This is a genomic window from Fluviicola sp., assembly GCF_039596355.1.
Lineage (GTDB): Bacteria > Bacteroidota > Bacteroidia > Flavobacteriales_D > Crocinitomicaceae > Fluviicola.
In genome coordinates this window covers 388,473-412,588 of record NZ_JBCNJW010000001.1, presented here as the reverse complement: position 1 = coordinate 412,588, position 24,116 = coordinate 388,473, and the positions used below count along the sequence as shown (strand labels likewise).

Here is a 24,116-nt window from a genome sequence, read left to right as displayed (position 1 = left end):
TCTGTATTTTCACTCAGTCATTTTCATGAAAACACACATCTTTTCACTTTTATTGATCTTTCTTTGCAAGCAATTGAATGCCCAGGAACTCATCCTGAACGCAGAAAACCTCCAATCAGCCGGACTTCGCGGGAAAGTGAAAAAAGTGAAGGAGACTTCGTTCACGGCATCCAAAACAGCAAACGGGGTCGTGAAATCTGTCAAAGGCTGGCAGTATGATTTTGAATACGATTCCGAATCCTTTTTCGACACGCTGGGAAATATGACCCTGGAAAACAAGCTGAACCTGGACAAGAAAGAAGTCACCTATTCCATCAAATACGATAAACCCGGCAGAATTTCGGTAATCAACAGGCGTGGGATTTCCTACCATTTCACCTATGATTCACTGAACCGGATCAGTTCATCTGATAAAACAGACCTGCGCGTCAAAACTGCTCAACCCATTCATTTCAGTTATTCCTACAATGCAGAAAACCGATTGATCCGGTCAGAGGAATTTCTCGGAGATGCTTCTGTTAGTGTCGAAACATTCCAATACAACGCAGCCGGGAAACTCATTGCAAGGGAATTGAAGCATGGAACGAATAAAGACACACATCTTTACACGTATAACGCGGATCAATTACTCGCCAAAGAAGAATGGAGCGATAATGTGGAAGGAATTCTGGAAATCACGACTTATGTGTATAAAAACAAGGAAAAAGTGCTGGAACATTGGGTCGATTTTGAAGACGGGCAACCCGACGGTTATATCGACGACACCTTTGAAAACGGAAATATCGTATTGTCAGCGGAAGTAGAAACTGACGGAACGGTTTCCTACCCGGAACAATGTACCTACGAATTGGATTCGCACGGAAACTGGATTAAGAAAATCATTCAGGGAGAGGAAGGCTACTTCATTGTGGAACGCGTGATTGAATACTACTAAGATTTCAGCAGCAGCATTTTCATGTCATTGTTTTTTCTACTAACTTGAGGTCATGAAAGAACTCATTGATCAGCAACGTACATTTTTCAATTCCAACAGGACGAAAAATACGGATTTCCGGATCGAACAGCTTCAGCGCTTAAAAAAACTGCTGCTCGATAACCAAAACCGGTTGAATGAAGCCATTTACGCCGATTTCAAAAAATCGCCCTTCGAAACGTTTACCAACGAATTCGGGCTGGTTTTCCTGGACATTGACGAAGCCTGCAAAAAACTGAAAAGGTGGTCGAAACGGAAACGCGTGCGCACCAATTGGGTGAATTTTCCCGCAAAAAGCTACATCATTCCCGAACCGTTAGGAGTTTCGCTTGTGATCGGAGCGTGGAATTATCCGTATCAATTGTCTTTCGCACCTGCAATCGCAGCCATTGCCGCCGGAAATACCGTGATTCTGAAACCAAGTGAATTGCCTTCGCATACCAGCCGGATCATGGCGGAACTCATCAATCAGCAGTTCGATGCTTCGTTCTTTCATGTCGTTGAAGGCGGTATTTCGGAAACAACGGAACTTTTGGAACAGCGTTTTGACAAGATTTTCTTTACCGGAAGTCCGAATGTGGGACGTATTGTGTACCAGGCAGCTGCAAAACACCTCACGCCGGTTACGCTGGAACTAGGCGGAAAAAGCCCGGCAATTTTTACCGAAGATGCCGATCTGAAAATGGGAATCAAACGCCTGATCTGGGCCAAATTCCTGAATTCAGGTCAAACCTGCATCGCTCCGGATTACATCCTGGTTCCGAAGTCATTGAAAGAGCAATTTCTGGCACAGGCGAAAGAAGAAATCATCCAGGCAAAGTATGCCGTGGAAAACGGAAATTACATCCAGATCATCAACGACCGGAATGTACAACGCCTGAAAAAACTGATTGATCCGGGAAAAGTGTATTTCGGCGGTCAAATCAACGAAGCGGAACGGATCATTGAACCAACGGTGCTGCACAATGTCACTTTTGACGATCCGGTGATGCAGGAAGAAATCTTCGGTCCGCTGCTTCCCGTACTTGTTTACAATTCTCTGGATGAAGCAGTTACCGCTATCAAAAACCGCGAAAAACCGCTTTCCTGTTATATTTTCACCAAAGATTCCGGGTTGAAATCCAAACTCTTGAATGAACTATCATTCGGGGGCGGTGCAGTAAATGAAGCCGTTATGCACATTTCAAACAGCAGGCTTCCATTCGGCGGAGTGGGTGAAAGCGGAACAGGCTCTTACCACGGAGAAGCCGGATTCAGGGCATTTTCGCATTACAAAAGTGTGCTGGAAAAAGCAAACTGGCTCGAAACCAAATTGAAGTATTCCCCTTATTCAGAAGGAAAACTGAAATGGATCAAACGTCTCATGGGAATTAAATAACTGCTCTTTATCCGTGCTAACAATTTTCGCTTAGTTTTGCGTAAAACACACACATTCTTCATGGAATTGAAGCAACACATCAAAATTGCAGTCGACGCCATTGTTTTCGGTTATTCGGAAAACACACTCAGCGTGCTCCTGATCAAGCAGAAATTCGGGGAAATGAAACAGCAATGGGCATTGGTGGGTGGTTTTGTCAAAGATGACGAACCGCTGGTAGATGCCGTCAACAGGGAACTCCGCGAAGAAACCGGGATCCGGGTCAACTTTTTGGAACAGTTATATACCTTCGGGGATGATATTCACCGCGATCCGCGTTTCCGGGTTGTTTCCGTTGCCTATTATGCGCTGGTCAACTCAACCGAACTGAACCCGACAGCCGATACGGATGCCGAAGAAGCTCAGTGGTTCCCGGTGGATGCACTTCCTCCCCTCGCCTTCGACCACCGGCAGATTATTCAAACTGCCATTGCACGCTTAAAGAACAAACTCACGTACCAACCGATCGGTTTTGACCTGCTTCCTGAAGCATTTCTGTTCTCCGAACTGGAAAATCTCTATACTACGATCCTAAACCGGGAAATTGACCGCAGAAACTTCCGGAAAAAGATTCTGAGTTTCGGAATTGTAGAAGAAACGGGTGAATTAGGCGGCAAAAAAAATGGACGACCGGCCAAACTTTTCCGATTCAACAAAATCAAATACAAGCAGTTAACTGAAAATGGTTTTCACTTCGAAATTAACTTTGCGTAATTTTAACACAAAACGTTTTGCATTTCTGAATTCTAAACCTATATTTGCGTATATATTACACAAACAACTAAAATATGATACTCAATCTCGATTCCCATTTCAAACCGCTGAACGGCGACGAAATCCAGTTTCAAAGTTTCACCTTCGCAGGAGGAGAACCACATATCAAGATCAATCCCGACTTTGATCACCAACAACCCGTAACGGTTACGCATCGTTTGAATTCATTTCACGATTTCGGAGTCCTTTGCCTTGCTGTGGATGCCTTGCAGCGCATGGGACTGGAATTATACCAGCTGGTGATTCCTTACTTTCCGGCTGCACGCCAGGATCGGGTAATGATACCCGGCGAACCGCTGACAGTAAAAGTCTATGCCGATATCATCAACGGTTTCCGTTTCAAAAAAGTGACCGTTTTCGACGCCCACTCAGAAGTAGCTCCTGCCCTCTTGAATAATTGCAATGCTGTTCCGAATCACCGGTTCATCCAAAAAGTGATTCAGCAAATTGGGAATGAACCGCTTTTGGTTTCTCCTGACGGTGGTGCGTTGAAGAAAATTTACAAGGTTTCTGAATTCCTGAACGGAATGGAAGTAGTGGAATGCAGCAAGCACCGCGACGTGAAAACTGGCAAACTGGAAGGCTTTAAAGTCTATGCCGATGACCTGGAGGGCCGTGACTGCCTGGTAGTAGACGATATCTGCGACGGTGGAGGAACGTTTATCGGTCTGGCAGCTGAATTAAAACGAAAACATGCCGGAAAACTCTATTTAGCAGTCAGTCACGGAATTTTCAGCAAGGGTATCGATCAACTGGCGGCATGTTTCGACCACGTGTTTACCACTGATTCTTTCAGAGAACTGGAGCACGAACAACTCACTCAATTCAAGCTGGATCAAGCCCTTTTAGCTTAATGGATTTCCAAAACAGACAATCCTGATCTGTTCAAAAGGTTCAAAGGCTTAAATTCACTATTGAACTATTATCACATATAACTTACATCAAAAATAAATACCCACCCAATATGAATCCCTTATTATTAACAGACGGTTACAAAGTCGACCACAGAAGACAATATCCCGAAGGAACAACGCTTGTTTACTCTAACTGGACTCCACGCAAAAGCAGGATTGACGATATCCAGGGAGTGGTGTTTTTCGGCCTTCAGTACTTCGTAAAGAAATACATCCTGGAGGATTTTGAAACCTATTTTTTCAAACAGCCGAAAGAAAAGGTCGTAGCTGAATATGCCCGCCGCATCAACAATTACCTGGGCGAAAACCAGGTGGGAACCAAACACATTGAAGCACTTCACGACCTGGGCTACATCCCGATGGTGATCAAAGCACTGCCGGAAGGTGCTACCGTGCCGACCAAAGTTCCGATGTTTACGATGTACAACACACAGCCTGAGTTTTTCTGGCTGACCAATTACTTTGAAACGCTTGTTTCCGCCGTCGTGTGGATGCCTTGCACTTCTGCAACCATCGCCAAACAATACCGCATGGTACTGGACAAATTTGCACAGGAAACATCTTCTGCTCCTGAATTTGTAGACTGGCAGGGACATGATTTCTCCATGCGCGGTATGGCGGGAACAGAAGCCGCATTGATCTCCGGAATCGGTCACCTGACCAGTTTTACGGGAACCGATACCATCCCGGCGATTGAAGTACTGGAACGTTACTACCTGGCGGATTCTGATAAAGAATTGATCGGTGGATCCGTAGCTGCAACGGAACACAGCGTGATGTGTATGGGAACCATCGAAGATGAAATCGGAACATTCCGCCGCCTGATCTGTGATGTGTACCCGAAAGGAATCGTTTCAATCGTTTCCGATACCTGGGATTTGTGGCGGGTTTTGACCGATTACCTGCCGAAGCTTAAACAAGAAGTGCTGCAGCGCGAAGGAAAAGTCGTAATCCGCCCCGACAGCGGTGATCCGGTAGATATCATCTGCGGAAATCCGGAAGGAAAGAACGAACACGAGCGAAAAGGTGTGGTAGAACTGTTGTGGGAAACGTTCGGCGGACAAACCAATGACAAAGGTTACAAAGAACTCGATCCGCACATCGGAGCCATTTACGGGGATAGTATTACCGTGGTAAGAGCAACACAAATCTGTGAGCGTCTGAAGGCAAAAGGATTTGCATCTACGAACGTCGTGCTCGGAATCGGTTCATATACCTACCAGTACAACACCCGCGACACCTTCGGGTTTGCCATGAAAGCCACCTATGGCGAAGTAGACGGCAAAGGACGTGAAATTTTCAAAGATCCGATTACGGACGACGGAACAAAAAAATCTGCCAAAGGACTGATGAAAATCGAACTGAACGACGGTGTGTATACGTTGAAAGACCAGGTAAGCTGGGAAGAAGAAAAGCAAGGTGAATTGAAAGAGGTATTCCGCGACGGAAAATTACTCCTTGAGCACAGCCTGCAGGAAATCCGCCAGCGCTTGAAAGAACAGATTTGATTAGGAAATAGAAGATACCGGATGAATCTTCCGGTATTTTTTTCTTCTTCCGCAGACTTGGCTGAGGAACGCAGAATGATAGCGTGACGAGACAATCCCACTGCTTTGCGCTCTTCTGGCTTCTCTGCGTTTGAAATGAATGCGTAAGTATATCCTATTCTGCGAAATAAGTGCAATAAGCGGCCATCATTCAAAATTAGAATTAGAAAGACTGACTTAACAACGTTAACACAGCAACAAATTTCATCATGAACCTTGAAAAGAAGATCCAATCGGTATTTTTCGGACTGGCTATAGGCGATGCTTTAGGCGTTCCGGTCGAATTCAAAGACAGATCATACCTGGAACGGCATCCTGTTTCTGATATGATCGGTTACGGTACACACAACCAGGCTCCCGGAACATTTTCGGATGATGGTTCACTTACTTTTTGTTTGGCAGAAGCATTGACGCATGATTTCAGCCTGGAATTGACTGCACGTAATTTTGTCGACTGGTATGATTACAGCTATTGGACAGCCAGAGGTTTTGTTTTCGACATCGGGAACGCGACCTTAGATGCCATCGAACGATTGCGGGATGGTGAAAGACCTGACCTGGCCGGTGGTATGTCTCCTTCATCCAATGGAAACGGCTCTTTGATGCGGATTGCTCCCCTGCTCTTTTATTTGCTTGACAAACCGATTGAAGAACGCTACAGGATTACGAAAGAAGTTTCCTCCATGACACATGCACATATCCGGTCGGTGATTGCCTGTTTTTACTACCTGGAGTTTGCACGGGAACTACTGTTTACCAACGATAAATTCAAGGCCTACACACACATCCAACACCTGATTCCGTCTTATTTGGAAACACTATCGATCAATCCGGAAGAAACGACTTTGTTTGACCGTCTTTTAAAAGCTGATATTTTTGTACTCCCATCTGAAGAAATCAAAAGTAGCGGATACGTCTTGCATACGCTGGAAGCAAGCATCTGGTGTTTACTGACAACTGAAACGTATGAAGATGCTGTATTGAAAGCAGTCAATCTGGGAGATGACACCGACACAACCGGTGCCGTATGCGGTGCTCTGGCAGGATTAATTTACGGCTGGGAAAACATTCCGGAGCACTGGATGAATCAACTTACTCGAGCAAATGACATCAAAGAACTTGCTGAAAAGCTTTCAGCCAAAATACAAGCAGACAATCCTGGCTTAGGGATTGAATAAAATGGGGGATTTTCTCCCGCAAATTGCTTAGATTTCGCAGAATGATTGTGTAATGACAATCACACTTCTTTGCGCTCCTGGCTTCTCTGCGTTTGAAATGAACAGGGTAAAATATTCGCGGACAATTTCAGTTTAGTGATTTACTAAATCCAGGATATTTTCTTCCGCAGACTTCGTTGTGAACTCAGCCAGCCGAACGATTACGCTGAGGAACGCAACGTGAAAGTACAAACTGCCCCTGACTTTCGGCGTCATTTGCGGCATCCGCGAGACTGAACTTACTGGTTTTCGAATTGTGTTTTTACGTATTCCAGGTACTCATCCATTGAAGGAAGATTCGGAACGTTGCATTTCTGAAGATACGGAAAGAGTTCCACTACCATGGATTTCATGATTTCAAAATCATTCGCGGCTTTTGCCTGCTGGTAAGTCGCCATAAAGTAATCGTTGATCTTATTCAGGTATTCATCCTTATCTGCCAGGTTTTTCTCGTCGTTCAGGTATTGGATGCTCAACGGATTTTTGTAGTCATGTTCTGCTGATTTGAATACCACCAATTCCACCGGATCGGCCAAATTCAGTTTCGGGAATTTCTGGTAATATTCTGCTGCATATTTAGTCAGTGAATCATGCTGATTGTCGCTCAGAACTTTGACATATGCTTTCAAATCTGCTTGTTTCTTCTTGGATTTCAGGTATTCTTTTCGCGCCAAAAAAACCGGGTTTGATTCCGGATTCGCGATTTCTACTCCTTTGGAAAGCAATTGCTTCGCCTGCATAGCCCCGACTACTTTTCCCGCAAGATTCCCGGATGCATCAAAATACAACAACGTCGGATAAGCGTTGATTCCATATTTGGTCATCACCTCCGGACCATCATTCTTTTCACCGTCGAGTTTTAAAGACACGAAGTTCGCGTTGTAAAATTTACTCACTTCCGGATCGATAAAAGCGGTTGCCGCCATTTGCTTGCAAGGCCCGCACCAGGTAGCATATACATCTACAAACAATGGTTTTTTAGCTTGTTTGGCTTTTTCCAGGGCTTCTTTCAACGTACCGTGTTCAAAGGTAATTTGTCCGAATGAGCAGGTACTCACAAGTGCCGTCAAGGCAAGAACGATCAATTTCATCTTTCAGATTTTTGTTGAAGTTACGAAAAGACAAATATCAGACCAAAAATCAGCCCGACAAAGCAACGAAAAGCGTTGGAATCCTAAAACGGGAACTATCCAAGCAAATGCAGTTCCATATCTACCAAACGTGGCAGCAATACTTCATCTTCCAGTACGGCATGAATCGCCAGATCTTTTTCAAAATGTTCCAGCTGGGTCATAAAAATCCGGAATGCCAACGGCGTTTTCAATCCTTCAATATGCTCGCTGATCTTGCTGCGCACTTCGTTCAGATCTTCTTCCAGGTTCGAATGATTTTCAAAAAACTGTTTCAGCGTAAAGTTCCCAAACCGGTTCCGGTCGATTTCCTTACCACTTTTCTGAAACTCCAGCAGAGACTGGATATACGGGAACAGGAATACCTCCTCATACTGAATGTGTGCAACCAATTTCTTTTGATACGAAATGAAGAACCCGCAAAGCATCAGCAATACATTATCCGAATTGGTCTGTTTGCTGTACAGGCTGTAAATGGACTGCTCTATTTCAGGAAGCTTGGTATTGAGATAAACCCCGTGAGATCGTTTCAGCATATTCAGCAAATCCTGAACGGAAATCTGCTGCAGCAGTTCTTCCGGGAATTCCGAAAAACCTGCTTCAACCATGCTGATCAATGTACGTAAAGAGTCTTCCGAAGTCGTGTAAACAGGCTTATTATCCATGCGTTCTTTTAATAAACGCTCAGACAAACCTGATTCCATTTTATGTTTCTGCTCTTTCATCATACTCACGCTTTAAACAAAATTACGAAGATGAACACAGCTTACAATACCCTAAAAAGGGTAAAAATGTTGTGCAAAAAGCAAACTACTTGTCCGAAATTTCACGAACCACCAGCTCTTCGCTTCCACGGGATTTCAGGATCAATAAGGTCGTAATCAAAGCTCCTGTCAGCGCCATGGACAAGCCCACAAAGTTCGGAGACGTAAAATCGTAACCCATTACGAGCGGAATTCCTCCAAGGAAAGCACCCAATGCATTTCCGATATTAAAACTCGCCTGAAGAGCCGCCGAAGCAATCATTTCCGCACCAACTGCCGTTTGGATCATCAGCATCTGGATCGGTGCAACAACGGAAAACGAAATACAACCGGTAAAGAAGACCATTACCAGAGAAACCACCTGGTTGGATGAACCGAACATCACGATAGTCAGGTCAAGTGCCATGACCAGCAAGAGTACCAGGATGATTTTAGCAGGCGAATAACGGTCTGCCAGTTTCGCACCGAGGAAATTTCCGACAACCATTCCCAATCCGGCCAAAACCAAAATCGTGGATACATCTTCAGATGCAAATCCGGAAATATCTGTCAGCAATGGAGCAATGTAACTGATCCAGCAGAACAAACCGCCGAAACCAATCGCCGTGATCAGGATAATGTACCAGGCACGTGCATTCTGAAAAAAGCTCAACTGGTTTTTAATACTCTCTTTTTTCCCGGATTCCAGTACCGGCATCCAGAAAATGAGTGAGATAAAGGTAATCACTCCGATCAGCGCCACGATAGCAAATGAATAACGCCAGGAGAAATGATGTCCGACATAGGTTGCAAGCGGTACTCCGAACAGATTCGCCAATGTCAGACCGGCAAACATGATTGAAATAGCCTGTGCTTCCTTTCCTTTAGTGGCTAACCTGCTGGCGACTACCGCTCCTACTCCGAAGAAGGCTCCGTGAGGCAATCCGGACAGCAGGCGCGAAACAAACAACAGTTCGTAATTGGGTGCAATGATCGAAAGGGCGTTAAAAACAGCAAGCATTGCTGCCAGGAGCAATAACACCTTTTTCGGCGGGTAGTTCCGGGTCATGATTACCAGTGTTGGTGCTCCGATCACAACTCCCAAAGCATAAGCCGAAATCAGGTAGCCCGCAGTCGGAATGGAAACCACTAGATCTCTCGCAATATCGGGAAGGAGTCCCATCATCACAAATTCCGTAATTCCGATTGTTAACCCTCCGAATGAGAGTGCCAGCAGTGATTTTTTCATATTTTTCTTTCTAATCAATTGCAAAATTACTTGCAGGCAAGCGAATAAACTTGTAATTTTAAGTGTTAAAATTGTAATTATCTGACATGAAAAAATTAAGTCAGTTTGAAACCCTGGTTATTCATGAATTCGAAGAGGTAAAGTTTCACCTTCCTGTTCACAGCCACACGTATTACGAGTTGATTTACATTCTTTCGGGAACGGGAGTACATCATTTGAATAACAACCTGATTCCGTATAAGGCGGATGATTTGTTCGTGATTTCCCCGGACGATCAGCATTATTTTGACATTACGGAATCTACGCGTTTTGTGTTTATCAAGTTTACGGACAACTATTTCAGTTCCAAAAAGCACCTCACTTCAGACGACCTCATCATTCACAACCCGGAAGACATGATGCGCTATAACATTCTGAAAGAAATGCCACTGGAACTGGATCAGCCCTGCAAAACGATTCTCCGCAATACTGTTTCAAATATTACGGCTTATAACTGCCGGCACGATGTGGCCAGCTCGCCGATCGTCTACTTCCAGATTTTGTCCATTTTCGGGCTCATCAAGGAAGCATTGCGCGCCAAACAGCTCGATCATGCGATCATGGCTTGCAACCCGGAACTGATTGCTTCCTACATTCATCAGAATATCTATTCTCCGGCAGAAATGCGCGTAAAAATCATTGCCGGGCATTTCAACATTGCTCCCTCCTATTTCAGTGCGTATTTCAAGACGCATTTCAACATGAATTACCGGGACTATGTACACAACCTGCGACTCAAACTGATCGAGAAGCGGATTTCAAACAAACAGCTTTCGATGAAGCAAATTGCCTATGAGTTCGGTTTTTCGGATGAAAGCCACCTTTCCAATTATTTCAAAAAGAAGCGTAGTGTGAGTCCGAAATCATTTCAAAACTAATGCGGATGAAGCAGCTTTTCAAACGACTTGTATTTGGAGGAATTCTCCTTTTTCAACTGCAAAGTTTTGCACAAAACCGGAACGAACGGATGCGCGAAATGAACCGGATTGTGGAAATGATGAATGCATTCAGTTCCTGCAACCAACAATGGTATTTTGATGCTGTTCAACTGCAAAAAGCCCTGTACAGAAGCAGTGAAAAGCTCAATGAATCATACTTCTACTGCAGTAAAACCCAGCACAGCGGAACCGTATCCTTCGCAGGAATCGAAGCTATTTTCCGGTTCAGGGAAATCACACCCGACGCACAAAAGCGCATTCCGGCCTACCAGGTAGATTATCTCCCATGGCTGGAAACGCGGGAAGTCGTTTTAAAAACACTGGCTAAAACCAAAAACGGTTACATGACCATTGCACCCGTACTTACCAAATACCTCCATTCAGCAGACAGTTTATACAGCGTTCACACTGCTTTAAACGAATACATTTCTGCGAAACAATTCCGTTCGGATTCGTTGTTTGTAAATGCCCAAACGATCCTGAAAAAGCATGCTTACTGGTTCGAACAGTGTCATCTGAATTCACAGGAACTGGATCAAACGCTGGTGAACTATTGCAATCAAAGTCTTCCGCCATTTTTGTCTTCGCATAAGGAATTACAACAGGGCTTGCAGGAATTGAACCTGACGATGAATTTGCTGACAAACTGGGAAAGGGATTTGTACCGGGAAAACTTGTCAAACAACGTTTCATACGATACCCAACTTCGCCTGCTCAATGCCGAAGGTTTGAAAAACGATTCACTCTACCTGTACAAAACCCGCGGATACGGCAACCTGAGCAGCGGATTCTGGCTTCACACGCGGTATCGCACGTTTTATACCTCGATGCAGAGCAACCTGTACTGGTTTGCTGCTTCCAAACATGCTCCCGAACCGTTTATCAAGCAATCTCAGCAGGCCTACAACGACTTTGTGCGCAGTTACAATTCAATTATCGAAGATTACAACGATTACATTGCCATTGCCGACGGGCTCACATTTACCCAAACAAGTGCCTGTTGTCTTTCCAAATCGGAGATTGATACCAACCAGAATGTGTTACTAATGGCTCCGAGACTGCTTTACAAGTTTGAGTACACTCCTCATAGTATCAATGAAACGGAATCGATTCCAACTGCAACTGCATGGACACCGGAAGAACTGCTCATTCAAAAAGCGGCTCCACACCATTTGATTTACCTGCTGGATGCTTCTTCTTCTATGAATGAATCGGGGAAACTGACCCACCTGAAGGAAAATGCAACACAGCTGGTTGCCATTCAGCGCGAAACAGACCGGATTTCAATCGTCACTTTTTCCGGGAAGTCTGAAGTGATTCTCCGGGCTGTGCCATGTGATCAAAAGAAACCAATCCAGGAAAAAATCGACCGGATTCGTGCTTTCGGGCAAACCAATATTCAAAACGGCCTTCAAACTGTGGAACAGCTTCTTTTGTCCGACAAACTTGAAAAAGGAGTGAATGCCGTATTGGTGTTAACGGACGGTGAATTTCCGTTGAATGCCGAAACACGTACATTATTAAGCGGATTGAAAGCCGGTGGAATCGAAATCTATTTCGTTTACCTGGGCAAACCGCTAAGCAAAAAAGCAGCGAAAAACCTGGAAAAAACATACGGAGATTTGGGTGTCAGATTCTATGATACCAACCGCATCCACCTGAAGGAAGCCTTGTTGAAAATTGCCAGTGAGTGATTCAGCTGATGCTGAAATATTTCAAATCCAAAACTCCGGTATAGATTTCACGAAGCAGATTAGTCTCCGGATCGATGTAAAAATTGAGATTTTTAGTGTTGTAAACCAGGATGTAGTTGTCGACCGAATAATCAAACCCGCTGTGCATGTAATCATCTATCAGCTCAATTTCAGGGACTCCATGAAATTCAATGATTTGTTCCCGGGAAAAATGAGTTACCGGTTCGATGTACCGCTTACTGATCCGAATGCTGTTGATTCGCTGATCCGTTACGGAACAGGACAGGCCTCCGGCCAGATGCACGTGCCCGTCCAACTCGTTCAAACGGGCAAAACGCTCATGTATCGTATGATTGGAATTATCGAAATTGTAGCCTTCGACAGCAGGATCTTCGATGTAAATATCGTTGATTTGATAAAAGTCAATGCAGTCGTAGTGTTTTCCCACCTGGATCGCATCGATTTTAAATGCTTCCAGTGGAATTTCATTCCGAACCAGGGCTGTCAATTGCCGTGTATCAAAATCAATCATGCTGTTTTATTTTCCGGATGGAAAAGTAGTTGTTTTGATCGGATTTTACCTATCCAACCCGTTTTTCATCGCCCACTTGAGCAGGGTATTCTTCTCTTTCGGCAATCCGAGTTTTTCGATAATATTGGTACGATGTCCTTCGATTGTTTTTTCAGAAAGGAATAGCATTTCGGCAATTTGCTTACTTGTTTTCTGCTGGGCGATCAGTTCTACGATTTTGCGTTCCGAAAAGGTCAGTTTATCCAGCTCGCTGGTTCCGGTTTCCCTTACACTAATGAGGTCTTTCAACAACGAATCACTGACATACTGATTTCCTTTTTCGACTTCTTCCAGGCACTTTTTCAACTCATCCTGCGCGTGTTCTTTCAGGATATAGCCGTAAGCTCCAAACTCGCGGGCTTTGTTGTAAAGCATCAATTCTTTATGCATCGTCAAAAGAATTACTTTCGTTTTCAGCTTCAGTTCTTTGATCTTTTTGGTTACATCCAGTCCGTCCATTGCCGGCATATTGATGTCCAGGATCGCCACATGCGGCAGACGCAGCTGAATCATGTTCAAAGCGGAAACGCCATTGGCGCATGTTCCCACAACATGATGTCCGTAGGATTCCACAAAAGCTTGTGTTCCCTGAAGTGTCAAAGGATGATCGTCTGCGATAATTATGTCCATGTGTTTCTTTTTAATTCAACTGTTACTATGGTTCCATTCATGTCGGAATGAATCCGTGCCGTACCTCCAATTGCTTTGCTCCGCTCAATGATGTTGTGCAGACCGAAAGCATCCTTCCGACGGAGTGTTTCTTCTACCGAAAAGCCTTTTCCGTTATCCTTTATCTGGATGAGTGTGTGCTGTGCTTCTTCAAAAATAGTGATCTTTGCCGCAACTGCCTCAGCGTACTTGATCGTATTCGAAAGTGCCTCCTGGATGATGCGGTATACCTGCAATTCATCCGATACGGACAAGGAAGCGTGGTAATCAATATCGGAAGTGACCATCAGCTGATTGATCTGCTGGGCACGTTCTACCAACTGTTCCACACTGACCGTGAGCCCTACTTTTTCAAACATCACCGGATGCAGGTTCCTGCTGATGATGCGGATATCGTTGATGATCGCATCAATCTTTTCACTTGTCAGCTTCGGGTTTTCGACCATTGTATGCTTCAAATTCAATAACTCGTGGCTGATGCTGTCATGCAAATCACTGGCAATCCGCTTGCGTTCTTCTTCTGTCTTTTCCAGGAGTTTCTTGGTGTACTGAAGCACCCGTTTGCGCTCCGCCCGGTTTTTGCGCTGTCTCCGCCGGAATAACAAACTACTCACTACCAGAACAGCTGCCATCAACAGGGAAACCAGGATAGCAATCGCCAGCCTTCCGTCTGCAATGATTTGTTTCTGGTTCATGATCTGCTGTTCTTTCCGGTCGGTTTCGTATACCTTATTCAACTCCAGCGTTTTTGCAATCATCCGCTGATTGGTAATCTTGCTGATTGCCCGTTTTTCCCTTTCGGAATAAGCGTATGCTGTCCGGTAATCTTTTTTCAGCAAAGCATCTTCCTTGAGCACCTTCAGAAAAGCAATCTGGTTTTGGTAATCGTCCTGCTCTTCAACTGCTCTAAGTGCTTTTTTAATCGTTTCAACATCACGGATTCCCTTCCCGGTTTCCATTTGGTACATCGCCAGTGAAACCGTATAGTCGGCCTCTGCACTCAGCGTGTTCAAAGTGTCCAGCAAAACCTTCATTTCTCCCAGAACGGCTTCTGCTTCTGCGTAGCGGTCTTCGTTCAACAGCATGTCGACATAAAAACTGGAAAGCCCCAATTCAAGCGATTCGTCCTGCATTTTACTTTTGCGGAAAAAGTGGAACGTCGAATCAATCAATGCAAATTTCTTCGGACTTTCCATATCTTCATACAACAGGATTTTGTTGTGCAGTGAAGTCATCATGTTGGCTGTATCACCTACTTCACGGTAAGCCGCCATCGCTTTTTCGAAATACTTTTCAGATTCCCGGTAGTTCTTCGTGTACAGGTTCACCAGTGCAAGATTGTCGTATACACCACCCATTCCGGTTTGGCTCTTCGTTTTATCGAACCAGGACAGGGCTTTGATATTGTTCTGAATGGCTTTTTCATGTTCTCCCATCGCAAAATAGCAAAATGCCATGTCTGCATATCCGTGCGCCACTTCCGTACAGGTACTGTAATCGAACGGTTTGTGAACGACCAATTTCCGGAAGCATTTGATCGCCTTCCGGTATTCGCTCTGATTGACCAGGTAATTTCCGAGGTAGGACTCCACAAAAAGGGTCTGACTCCAGGGAAGTTTTTTCTGGTAATTGGCCTTAAATGAATTGATCAATGCTAAAACTGAATCGCTGAAAAACGCATAATACATTTCCTGTTCTGCCATTTCACCCAATGCAAAAGCGGCGTGCCCCAGGTCTCCTTCATGAAGCTGTTGTGCATAATGCGTTTGAAATGTCTGGTAAAAAGTACTGTCGTGAAAATGCTTCCTGTCCGATAACCAGTCGCAGACCGAATCAGGCGGTTTGGGGGTATTTTTCTCGTAAACCAGTGTATCCGGCGATTTACTGCATGCCGAAAACAGGCACAACAGCAACATCCCGAAAAACAACATATTCATTACGAGCTTCTTCATCCAACCAAATGTACGATACAAAATTACCCCTTTGAAGCGAATCATCAGTCGCTCATTTTGAAAAACAGGGGTTATCCCTTAATGATCAGAATCCTGAAAAGCCTGACATTTGTAGCACCACACAGGTAATTGAGCTGAATAAGCTTCTACATAAACCCTACAACTACTCTGTTTTATAGCGTAAAGTGAAAAACTCCATGACGTCCGACTCATGGAGTTTTTTTATGGGTGAAATTGATTATAAATCTGTTCCGCCGCCTACCGAACGATACAAGTCCGTAAGGGCATTCAGTTTTTCTTTTTTTACGCTGATGATCTCCAGGTCGTTCTGCAAAGCATTGTTTTGTGCTGTAATGACTTCCAGGTACGTTGCCATCCCACTTTTGTAGAGCAGCAACACATCGACCACCGATTTCGAGAGCGATTCGCCTTTTTGGGAAAGCAGTTTGAGACGTTCGTCCGAATATTTCATCCGCACCAGCGCATCTGAAACTTCTCCGACAGCCGTCATTACGATCTGGCGGTACTCCGTTACCCGCTTGTCTCGTTCGAGCATCGCTGTTTCGTAGCTCGTTTTCAATGATCTCTTCTGGAAAATCGGCTGGGCAAGGTTTGCCCCCAGGTTTTTAACCAGCGACCCCGGAAGGTCGAACCACGAGCTGAAGCGATAAGAGTTTGCCCCGATGGAAGGCGTAATGCTGATCGACGGCAACATCGCTGCCTTCGCCAATCCCACTTTTGAATTTGCTGAAACAACGGCGTATTCCGCTGCCTTCACGTCCGGTCTTCTTCCCAGCAGGTTTGCCGGCACTCCCGTCCCGAAAGCCGTCTCCGGCATGGCAGATTCCAGGCTTCCGCCCCGCTCCACCTTTGAAGGATATTCACCGCACAGAATGCTCAGGGCATTTTCCTGGATTTCAATGTTCTGATTTGCCAGCGGCACGATCAATTCGGCTGTTTTCTTCTGCGCTTCCATCTGCTCCACAGCCAGTGAATTCACCAGCGACGAAGCATACTGCATTTGGATCATGGTCAATGTGCTGTCACTCAATTCCACGTTCCGCTGTGCAATCCGGAGCTGTTCATCCAATGAAATGAGGTTGTAATACGCTTGCGCCACCTGGACCACAATCCGGGTTTTCAGAGCCGTCAGGTTTTCTTTCTGACCCAGGTAAGATGCCAAAGCTCCTTCTTTCTGCTTTCTGGCTTTCCCCCAGATATCGACCTCCCAGGCCAGTTTGATTGTAGCACTGTAGTCATCCAGGTAGGGCGTTCCCAAAAACTGCTCGCTCAGGGAACCGTTCAGGGAACTTTTAGACAACCAGGTGCGGTTTGCCCCCACGTTCAGATCCAAAGTAGGCAATAACGCGTGTTTTGCCTGTTTGTAGGACAATTCCAACTGCTCCATATTCAGCAGTGCAACGCCTATTTCATTGTTTTTATTCAATGCCTTTTCAATCAACCCGAGTAAAACCGGATCTTTGAAAAAGGTCTTCCAGTCAAGCATGACCGTATCTGCTGTTAACTCGTGCTGTTCAGTACGGTAACTTTCGGGCATGTTCAGTTCTTTTTCGTTCCGGACATACCTGTCTCCGACGTTACAAGCAGAGATCAGAACAGCCAGTACGATCCAAAATTTGATTGTTCGATTCATTTTCTTCATGTTATCCCTGTAACTTTTCGGTATATTTTTTTCCTGATACTTTCTCTTGTAAATATTGGAATACGGCGTAGAGCAATGGAATCACAAAGACTCCCAAAACAACTCCGCTCAGCATTCCCATGGCTGCTCCCGTACTAATGGAACGGTTTCCGGAAGCAGAACCTCCGTGTGCCATCATCAGCGGAATCATTCCCACGATAAAGGCCAGAGAAGTCATAATAATCGGACGAAGTCGTGCTTTCGACCCTTCGAGTGCCGATTCCATAATGGTTGATCCGGCTTTTCTGCGCTGCAGGGCAAATTCCACGATCAGGATGGCATTTTTAGCCAATAATCCGATCAGCATCACCAAACCTACCTGAACGTAGATATTGTTATCCATCCCGATGGCTTTTGTGCCCAAAAAGGCCCCGATAACACCTGTCGGAATTGAAAGCAGTACCGCCAACGGAAGCAGGTAGCTTTCGTATTGTGCTGCAAGCAGGAAGTATACAAACAACAAACTCAACATTAGGATCAGCATGGTTTGGTTTCCGGAAGATTTCTCTTCCAAACTCAAACCAGTCCATTCGTAGCTGTAATCTCCCGGAAGTTTGTTGAACACGTTTTTCTCCAGATCGTCCATAATCGCCCCGTTACTCACTCCCGGATTCGCCATCACGTTGATGGTTAATGAATTGTAGAGGTTATAACGCGTCACCGATTCCGGCCCATACACTTTTCGGAGCGTCACGAGCGATTTTACAGGAATCATCTGTCCCTGATCGTTTCGTACAAACACGCCGTTGAATGCTTCTTCGTCTGTTCTAAAGATTCCGTCGGCTTTTACACTCACCCGGTAAAACTTCCCGAATCGTGTGAAGTTCAGCGACTGATCTCCCGCAAAATAAGTTTGAATGGTTCCCAGCATACCACTCACGTCAACCCCCATCTGGATTGCTTTGTCTTCGTCGACCTCCAGTTCCAGCTGCGGATAATCCGTACGGAACATCGTAAAAGCATACTGCACTCCCGGACGCTGCATGATCTGCATGATCAAACTATCGGCTTTTGCTTTCAGAATCGCCGGGTCTCTTCCCATCCGGTCCTGCAAGACGATTTCAGCTCCGTTGCTCATCCCGTAACCATCTACCGGAGGAAAACGGAATGCCATTGCCGATCCTTCTTTCACGGAACTCAGTTTTTGAGAAATCATCCCGTGAATCACTTCAATGTCTTTGATATCGCCACGTTGTTTCTGGTCTTTCAGTTTGATGAAACCGGTTGTATATGCTGTACTGGCACTGTTTCCTAAGATGTTGAACCCGGTGATACTCGTGTTGGTTTCAATGGCTTCAATTCCCTTCAACATGCTGTCGATCTTCGCTGAAACGGCCGCTGTGCGATCCAATCCGGTTCCCGGAGGCATTCCCAAACTGTATACGATGAAATTATCGTCTTCCATCGGTACGAAACTTTTCGGCGTGCTGTTCATCAGGTATACTGCCACGCCGATGATCAAGCCGATAAACGCAACCGCCAGCCATTTGCGCTTCGCCAGGAAGCTCACACCCTTGATATATCTTCCGGTCATGGAATTGAAACCGGAGTTAAAGGCCGTAAAGAAACGACGACTCATGGTTACTTTTTTCGTTCCGTGACCATCTGAACGGTGGTTGTTCTTCAACAGCAGGGCACACAGTGCCGGTGTAAGCGTCAATGCGTTTACCGCCGAAATGATAATGGCAATGGCCAGCGTGTAGGCAAACTGTTTGTAGAACAATCCGGAAGAACCGGTCATAAACCCAATCGGGATGAACACGGCCGCCATCACGAGTGTAATGGAGATCACTGCCCCGGTAATTTCACTCATGGCACTGTGCGTTGCTTCGCGGCCCGACATATCGGAACCTTCCATCTTGCTGTGAACAGCTTCGACGACCACAATCGCGTCATCGACCACAATACCGATTGCCAGTACGAGTGCAAAAAGCGTCAGGATGTTGATCGTGAAACCGAAAATGAGCAGGAAAAAGAAGGTCGAAACGATGGCAACCGGAACGGCAATTGCCGGGATGATTGTTGAGCGGAAATCCTGCAGGAACAAAAATACTACGATGAACACCAGGATAAAGGCTTCAATCAGCGTTGATTTTACCTGCTTCGTACTTTCATCCAGGCGGTCTTTCGTACTCATCAGCGAGTTGTACTTGATTCCCGGAGGAAAGGCTTTCGCCGCACGTTCCACTTCTTCTTTCACCCCGATTTCGATTGCATTTGCATTCGATCCGGAAGTCTGCATGATTGCGACAGTAACGGCATTGTGTCCGTTGGCTTTGGTGTTTCCGCTGTAACTGATGGAACCGAATTCGATTCTGGCAACATCTTTCAAACGAACCAATTGTGTTCCGTCGCGCTTCACGATGATGTTTTCATACTGTTCAGGAAGGTTCTTTTTCCCTTTGTAGCGGATCACATACTCCAGCGCCGCATCTGATTCTGCGCCCAATTTCCCGGGTGCAGATTCCAAACTTTGTCGTGAAATAGCGGCTGATACATCTGAAGGAATCAAGTTGTAAACAGCCATTTTCTGCGGATTCAGCCAAATACGCATGGAATAGTCTTTCGAACCGAACACCATCGCCTGTCCGACTCCTGAAACCCGCTTAATCTGGGGAATCAGGTTGATGTTCACGTAGTTTTGCAGGAACAGCTCGTCGTATTTCGTATTGTCTTCCGCATACACGTTGAAGATCATAATCATACTGTTCTGCTGTTTGGAGGTCGTCAATCCCATGTTGACTACTTCCTGCGGTAAGATTGGCGTTGCTTGCTGCACACGGTTTTGCACATTCACGGCTGCCTGATCCGGGTTCACTCCCTGTTTGAAGACAATGCGGACTGTAAACGTTCCGTCATTACTCGCAGTGGAAGTAATGTATTCCATGTTTTCGACCCCGTTGATCTGTTCTTCCAGCGGCGTTACCACTGAACGGAGTACCGATTCACTGTTTCCGCCCGGGTAGCTTCCACTTACCTGTACGGTCGGCGGTGCAATATCGGGGAAACGGGTGATCGGAAGGCGCAATAACCCGATGATCCCCAAAATGAAGAGCAAAATGGATATTACGGTGGCCAATACCGGCCTGTCTATGATTTTTCTGATCATAATGCTTTAAATTCTTTGAAAAAAATGCGTATTCCGGGATCCGGATTAATTCTTCTGAGCGGCTGCTACTTGTGGTACAACCGGCATTCCGTCAACCAGCATATCGATGCGGTTAAGTGCAATCTTGTCTCCTGCTTTCAACCCGCTTTTAACGATGTAGTTATCGCCTGACGTTCCGCTGATTTCGATCGGTTTCATCTGAACGCTGTTGTTTTTCCCCAGCACATACACGAAGTATTTGTTCTGAATGTCTTTCACCGATGCCATCGGAACGGTCAATACCTGCTTCATTTCTTTTTTCAGGACGATTTTTCCCGATCCTCCCGAACGCAGAATTTTATCCGGATTCGCAAATACAGCTTTCAGCGACATACTTCCTGTGGAACGGTCGATGTTTCCGCTGGCAATTTCCAGCTGCCCCTTTTGATCGTAGAGTGTTCCGTCGGCCATAATCAACTCAACGGTGTTCATCCCCGTGTCTGTTTTGCGGTCTTTTGCAAAAGAAATGAAATCGGATTCGCTCAGGGAGAAGTAAACGAATACCTGGTCGATTTCGGAAAGCGTGGTCAGTGCCACAGCATCTGCCGGCGTTACCAGGTTTCCGATCCGGTTCGGAATGCGTCCGATATACCCGCTCACCGGAGCTTTGATCAGTGCAAAATCGGCATTGATCTGGGATGAACCGAGGCTTGAACGTGCCTGTGCTACCTGCGCTTTCGCTGCTGCGTAGTTTGCTTCTGCTGTTTTGAGCTGCACTTCAGACACCACTTTCCCCGCAACCAGCGGACGAATTTTATCCAGTTCGATTCGCGCTGTTTCTTCTGCAGATAACGCGGCATTCAGCATTGCCTGGCTGGTTCTTACCTGTGCGTTATACACATCGCCCTTGATTTTGAAAAGCGTTTGTCCTTTCTGGACGTAATCACCTTCTTTCACGTAGATGTTTTCCAGGTAACCGGTGATTTGCGCCTTGATATCCACATTGACTTTTCCTTCGATGGAACCGGGATACTTCGATTCGATTCCGGCCGTTACCGGATGCAGGGTTTTGAAGTCTACCTGCACGGGTGCGTTCGGCGGCATTTGCTGCTCACCTCCTCCGCATGATTGTAAAATAGCTAATATCGTAGTAAGTAAAAGTAATTTAAACGGATGTTTGGGTGTAAGAAATCTTTCTGACATTGTACATTTGAATTTTATCGTTACAAAAAAACGAATAAAGACAACGTCATAAAAGTATAAAATGACTGAAACGTACTTTTTCAAGGATGAAATGCAGGCTGTTTAGACGTGCGGAGTTCCAAGGTTTCCGGAATTGAAATTGGATGCTAATTTGGGGTTAAATAATTCCTAATTCCTAATTCCTAATTCCTAATTCCTAATTCCTAATTCCTAATTCCTAATTCCTAATTCCTAATTCCTAATTCCTAATTCCTAATTCCTAATTCCTAATTCCTAAACAAAATTATTTTCATTCGTCATTCGGAACTCGTAATTATTTACGATTCCTGTTGCAAGTCAGTTCTCGATACACCTCCGTTGCACTACGGTACTCGAACCGACAAAGAAAGATTCGGAATTCGTTATGATCTAAAAGTCCAGCCAGTTTTTCAAGGTTCCGGCTTTTTCCCTGCTTACAATAACTTCTATTTCCGGGTTGTTCCGGATATCTACTTTCAATTTTCCGTTGAAGTGGTTATGCACCTGCTGAATGGCGTCGATGTGGAGTATAAACTGTCGGTTGGCGCGGAAAAACAATTTGGGATCGAGCTGCTGTTCCAATTCTTCCAGGGTGTGTGGAACCGTTTCTTCCGTACCGTTGTGCAATTTCACCCGGGTAATTTTCAGTTCGGAATAGAAATAGGCAGCATCACTCACCAACAGTGTTTTGTAACCGTCCCGGTATGGGAGTAGAAAACGCGAACGGAAGGTTTTCGGCTGCAGAAAATTCAGTAATCCTTCCAACGAGTGGTTTGCCCGGATGTTCTGCGACATCAGTTTTTCGAAAGCCGTCTGCAGTTCCTGCGGATCAACCGGTTTCAAGAGGTAATCAATACTGTTGTATTTGAACGCTCTTACAGCGTATTCATCATAAGCCGTGGTGAAAATAACCGGACAGTCGATTTTTACCTTTTCAAAGATTTCGAAGCTCAATCCGTCAGATAAGCGCACGTCCATGAGTACTACGTCCGGGTGTTCATGTTCGCTCAACCAATCAACGGATTCTGCCACGCTTTCCAATACCGCTTCGATGCGAAGTTGCGGGAATTCCGTTTTCATCAGCCGTTTCAAACGGTCTGCATTCGGCTTTTCATCTTCTATGATCAATACACGCTGAATCATCGCTTTAACAATGGAATAATGACCTGAAACAAATGTGGTCCTTTGACAATCTTCGGTTCTTTTTCGGACAAGAGATTGTAGCGCCGGATGATGTTTTGAATCCCGATTCCGGAAGAATCGTGTGTCCGTTCAAGCGGCAGGCGGATATTTTCGACAACCAGTTCACACAGATCATTGGTATAAATCCGAACAATCAACGGTTCTTTTTTGTTCGTACGGTTGTGTTTTAACGCATTCTCCACCAGCATTTGCAAGGTCAGCGGCGGCATCATCAGACTGCTGCATTCGGGGTTGACAGCAATTTCGAACATCACACCTGCTCCCAGCCGGTTCCGGATCAGGAACATGTAAGAATCCAGGAACATGAGTTCATCCTGCAGGGAAATCATGTCTTTTTTGGAGTTGACCAGCATGTAGCGGTAGATGCGGGAAAAATTCTCGGCATAATTGTAGCCCAGTTCCTGATCTTCGAGAATCAGTTCCGAAAGTGCGCTCAGGTTGTTGAATACGAAGTGCGGGTCAAGCTGCAGTTTGAGTGCCTGTAGTTCCGATTCCACAACCGATTGATTGAGCTCCGCCACGCGCAGTACTTCATTTTTCCAGTTCGAAATGAGGTAATTCCCGATGTTGATTCCCATGATCATGAAGGAAATGATGACGCTGACAGTTACCCATTGCAAAAATCCCCGGCGTTCTTCCAGTGATGGAATGTACCTGGAAGCATCCGGCAATTGCTGTAAACACCACAAACTGACCAGCCAGTTGATAACCAATACCAAAAGCACGTTTAAAGCCGTTTCCACCGCCAGCCGCAAAATCGGGCTGTCTGTCCAGAGCAGGTATTTATTGAGCTGGTTACTGACGGTGATGCTGGATTCGGAGATAGCCAGGCAAACCAACAGTGTGATGGTCCAGTCTTCCGCGATTTCGGAAAAATCGCGGTCGAAGAAATGATACCAGTGTTCTGAAAACGGGTCGATGATATAAGCAACCAGGTACATCAGCAAAAAGGCTGAAATCGTAAACAAAAACCGCTTCCGGTTGTTACTTAAAAAACTATTTTTCCTGCTCTTCGTTGTCATTCCGGCTGCAAATTACGCTGATTTTAAGCAATCAACCGGCAATTTATCACTCA

19 protein-coding genes are annotated in these 24,116 nt (G+C 45.4%); 8 read left to right on the top strand and 11 right to left on the bottom strand.

Translation table 11 applies throughout. The features are described from left to right. The first annotated feature begins 25 nt into the window (after nucleotides 1–25). The 6 genes from ABDV94_RS01590 to ABDV94_RS01565 all read left to right on the top strand — a co-directional run bounded on the left by ABDV94_RS01590 (nucleotide 26) and on the right by ABDV94_RS01565 (nucleotide 6,803). Nucleotides 26–934: a hypothetical protein gene (locus tag ABDV94_RS01590; RefSeq protein ID WP_343604183.1), complete on the top strand. Its 909-nt coding sequence runs from the start codon at nucleotides 26–28 to the stop codon at nucleotides 932–934. A 52-nt stretch (nucleotides 935–986) separates the two neighbouring features. After that, on the top strand, nucleotides 987–2,351 hold the full coding sequence (locus ABDV94_RS01585) for an aldehyde dehydrogenase family protein (protein ID WP_343604182.1): 1,365 nt from the start codon (nucleotides 987–989) through the stop codon (nucleotides 2,349–2,351). Between the two features lie 60 nt (nucleotides 2,352–2,411). Further along, entirely contained in the window at nucleotides 2,412–3,104 is a 693-nt protein-coding gene (locus tag ABDV94_RS01580) for an NUDIX domain-containing protein (RefSeq protein ID WP_343604180.1), read from the top strand. Nucleotides 3,105–3,178: 74 nt separating this feature from the next. After that, nucleotides 3,179–4,018, top strand: coding sequence for a ribose-phosphate diphosphokinase (gene prs, locus ABDV94_RS01575; protein WP_343604178.1), 840 nt, complete (start codon nucleotides 3,179–3,181; stop codon nucleotides 4,016–4,018). A 110-nt stretch (nucleotides 4,019–4,128) separates the two neighbouring features. After that, on the top strand, nucleotides 4,129–5,586 hold the full coding sequence (locus ABDV94_RS01570; protein WP_343604177.1) for a nicotinate phosphoribosyltransferase: 1,458 nt from the start codon (nucleotides 4,129–4,131) through the stop codon (nucleotides 5,584–5,586). 248 nt (nucleotides 5,587–5,834) lie between these two features. Then, nucleotides 5,835–6,803: an ADP-ribosylglycohydrolase family protein gene (locus tag ABDV94_RS01565; protein WP_343604175.1), complete on the top strand. Its 969-nt coding sequence runs from the start codon at nucleotides 5,835–5,837 to the stop codon at nucleotides 6,801–6,803. Nucleotides 6,804–7,081: 278 nt separating this feature from the next. Here the strand turns inward: ABDV94_RS01565 and ABDV94_RS01560 are convergent, their stop codons facing one another. The 3 genes from ABDV94_RS01560 to ABDV94_RS01550 all read right to left on the bottom strand — a co-directional run bounded on the left by ABDV94_RS01560 (nucleotide 7,082) and on the right by ABDV94_RS01550 (nucleotide 9,964). Beyond that, complete coding sequence (locus tag ABDV94_RS01560; protein WP_343604173.1) at nucleotides 7,082–7,933, bottom strand: thioredoxin domain-containing protein; 852 nt, start codon at nucleotides 7,931–7,933, stop codon at nucleotides 7,082–7,084. 95 nt (nucleotides 7,934–8,028) lie between these two features. Beyond that, the gene (locus ABDV94_RS01555; RefSeq protein ID WP_343604171.1) at nucleotides 8,029–8,700 is read right to left on the bottom strand and encodes a hypothetical protein; all 672 of its coding nucleotides are present in this window, start codon (nucleotides 8,698–8,700) and stop codon (nucleotides 8,029–8,031) included. Nucleotides 8,701–8,782: 82 nt separating this feature from the next. Continuing rightward, nucleotides 8,783–9,964, bottom strand: coding sequence for an MFS transporter (locus ABDV94_RS01550; RefSeq protein WP_343604169.1), 1,182 nt, complete (start codon nucleotides 9,962–9,964; stop codon nucleotides 8,783–8,785). Between the two features lie 86 nt (nucleotides 9,965–10,050). On the opposite strand from ABDV94_RS01550, the gene ABDV94_RS01545 reads away from it, so the two are divergent. Further along, nucleotides 10,051–10,881 (top strand): AraC family transcriptional regulator, encoded by an 831-nt coding sequence (locus tag ABDV94_RS01545; RefSeq protein WP_343604167.1) that lies wholly within the window; start codon nucleotides 10,051–10,053, stop codon nucleotides 10,879–10,881. 5 nt (nucleotides 10,882–10,886) lie between these two features. Next, nucleotides 10,887–12,635, top strand: coding sequence for a VWA domain-containing protein (locus ABDV94_RS01540; RefSeq protein WP_343604165.1), 1,749 nt, complete (start codon nucleotides 10,887–10,889; stop codon nucleotides 12,633–12,635). 1 nt (nucleotide 12,636) lies between these two features. Here the strand turns inward: ABDV94_RS01540 and ABDV94_RS01535 are convergent, their stop codons facing one another. From ABDV94_RS01535 to ABDV94_RS01500, 8 genes are all read right to left on the bottom strand, one after another. Continuing rightward, nucleotides 12,637–13,167 (bottom strand): hypothetical protein, encoded by a 531-nt coding sequence (locus ABDV94_RS01535; RefSeq protein ID WP_343604163.1) that lies wholly within the window; start codon nucleotides 13,165–13,167, stop codon nucleotides 12,637–12,639. A gap of 45 nt (nucleotides 13,168–13,212) precedes the next feature. After that, nucleotides 13,213–13,836 carry a response regulator transcription factor gene (locus ABDV94_RS01530; protein ID WP_343604161.1) on the bottom strand — a complete coding sequence of 208 codons (624 nt, stop codon included), beginning with the start codon at nucleotides 13,834–13,836 and terminating at the stop codon, nucleotides 13,213–13,215. Beyond that, the gene (locus ABDV94_RS01525) at nucleotides 13,827–15,827 is read right to left on the bottom strand and encodes a tetratricopeptide repeat protein (RefSeq protein WP_343604159.1); all 2,001 of its coding nucleotides are present in this window, start codon (nucleotides 15,825–15,827) and stop codon (nucleotides 13,827–13,829) included. The genes ABDV94_RS01530 and ABDV94_RS01525 overlap by 10 nt, the downstream gene beginning before the upstream one ends. Before the next feature lie 238 nt (nucleotides 15,828–16,065). Then, complete coding sequence (locus ABDV94_RS01520) at nucleotides 16,066–17,481, bottom strand: efflux transporter outer membrane subunit (protein WP_343604157.1); 1,416 nt, start codon at nucleotides 17,479–17,481, stop codon at nucleotides 16,066–16,068. A gap of 10 nt (nucleotides 17,482–17,491) precedes the next feature. Beyond that, nucleotides 17,492–20,638 (bottom strand): efflux RND transporter permease subunit, encoded by a 3,147-nt coding sequence (locus ABDV94_RS01515; RefSeq protein ID WP_343604155.1) that lies wholly within the window; start codon nucleotides 20,636–20,638, stop codon nucleotides 17,492–17,494. 45 nt (nucleotides 20,639–20,683) lie between these two features. Next, on the bottom strand, nucleotides 20,684–21,820 hold the full coding sequence (locus tag ABDV94_RS01510) for an efflux RND transporter periplasmic adaptor subunit (protein WP_343604153.1): 1,137 nt from the start codon (nucleotides 21,818–21,820) through the stop codon (nucleotides 20,684–20,686). 408 nt (nucleotides 21,821–22,228) lie between these two features. Next, nucleotides 22,229–22,981 carry a LytTR family DNA-binding domain-containing protein gene (locus ABDV94_RS01505; RefSeq protein ID WP_343604151.1) on the bottom strand — a complete coding sequence of 251 codons (753 nt, stop codon included), beginning with the start codon at nucleotides 22,979–22,981 and terminating at the stop codon, nucleotides 22,229–22,231. Next, a complete protein-coding gene (locus ABDV94_RS01500) occupies nucleotides 22,978–24,063 on the bottom strand; it encodes a histidine kinase (RefSeq protein ID WP_343604149.1) in 1,086 nt (361 codons plus the stop codon). Before ABDV94_RS01500 ends, ABDV94_RS01505 begins: the two co-directional genes overlap by 4 nt. Nucleotides 24,064–24,116: the final 53 nt, after the last annotated feature.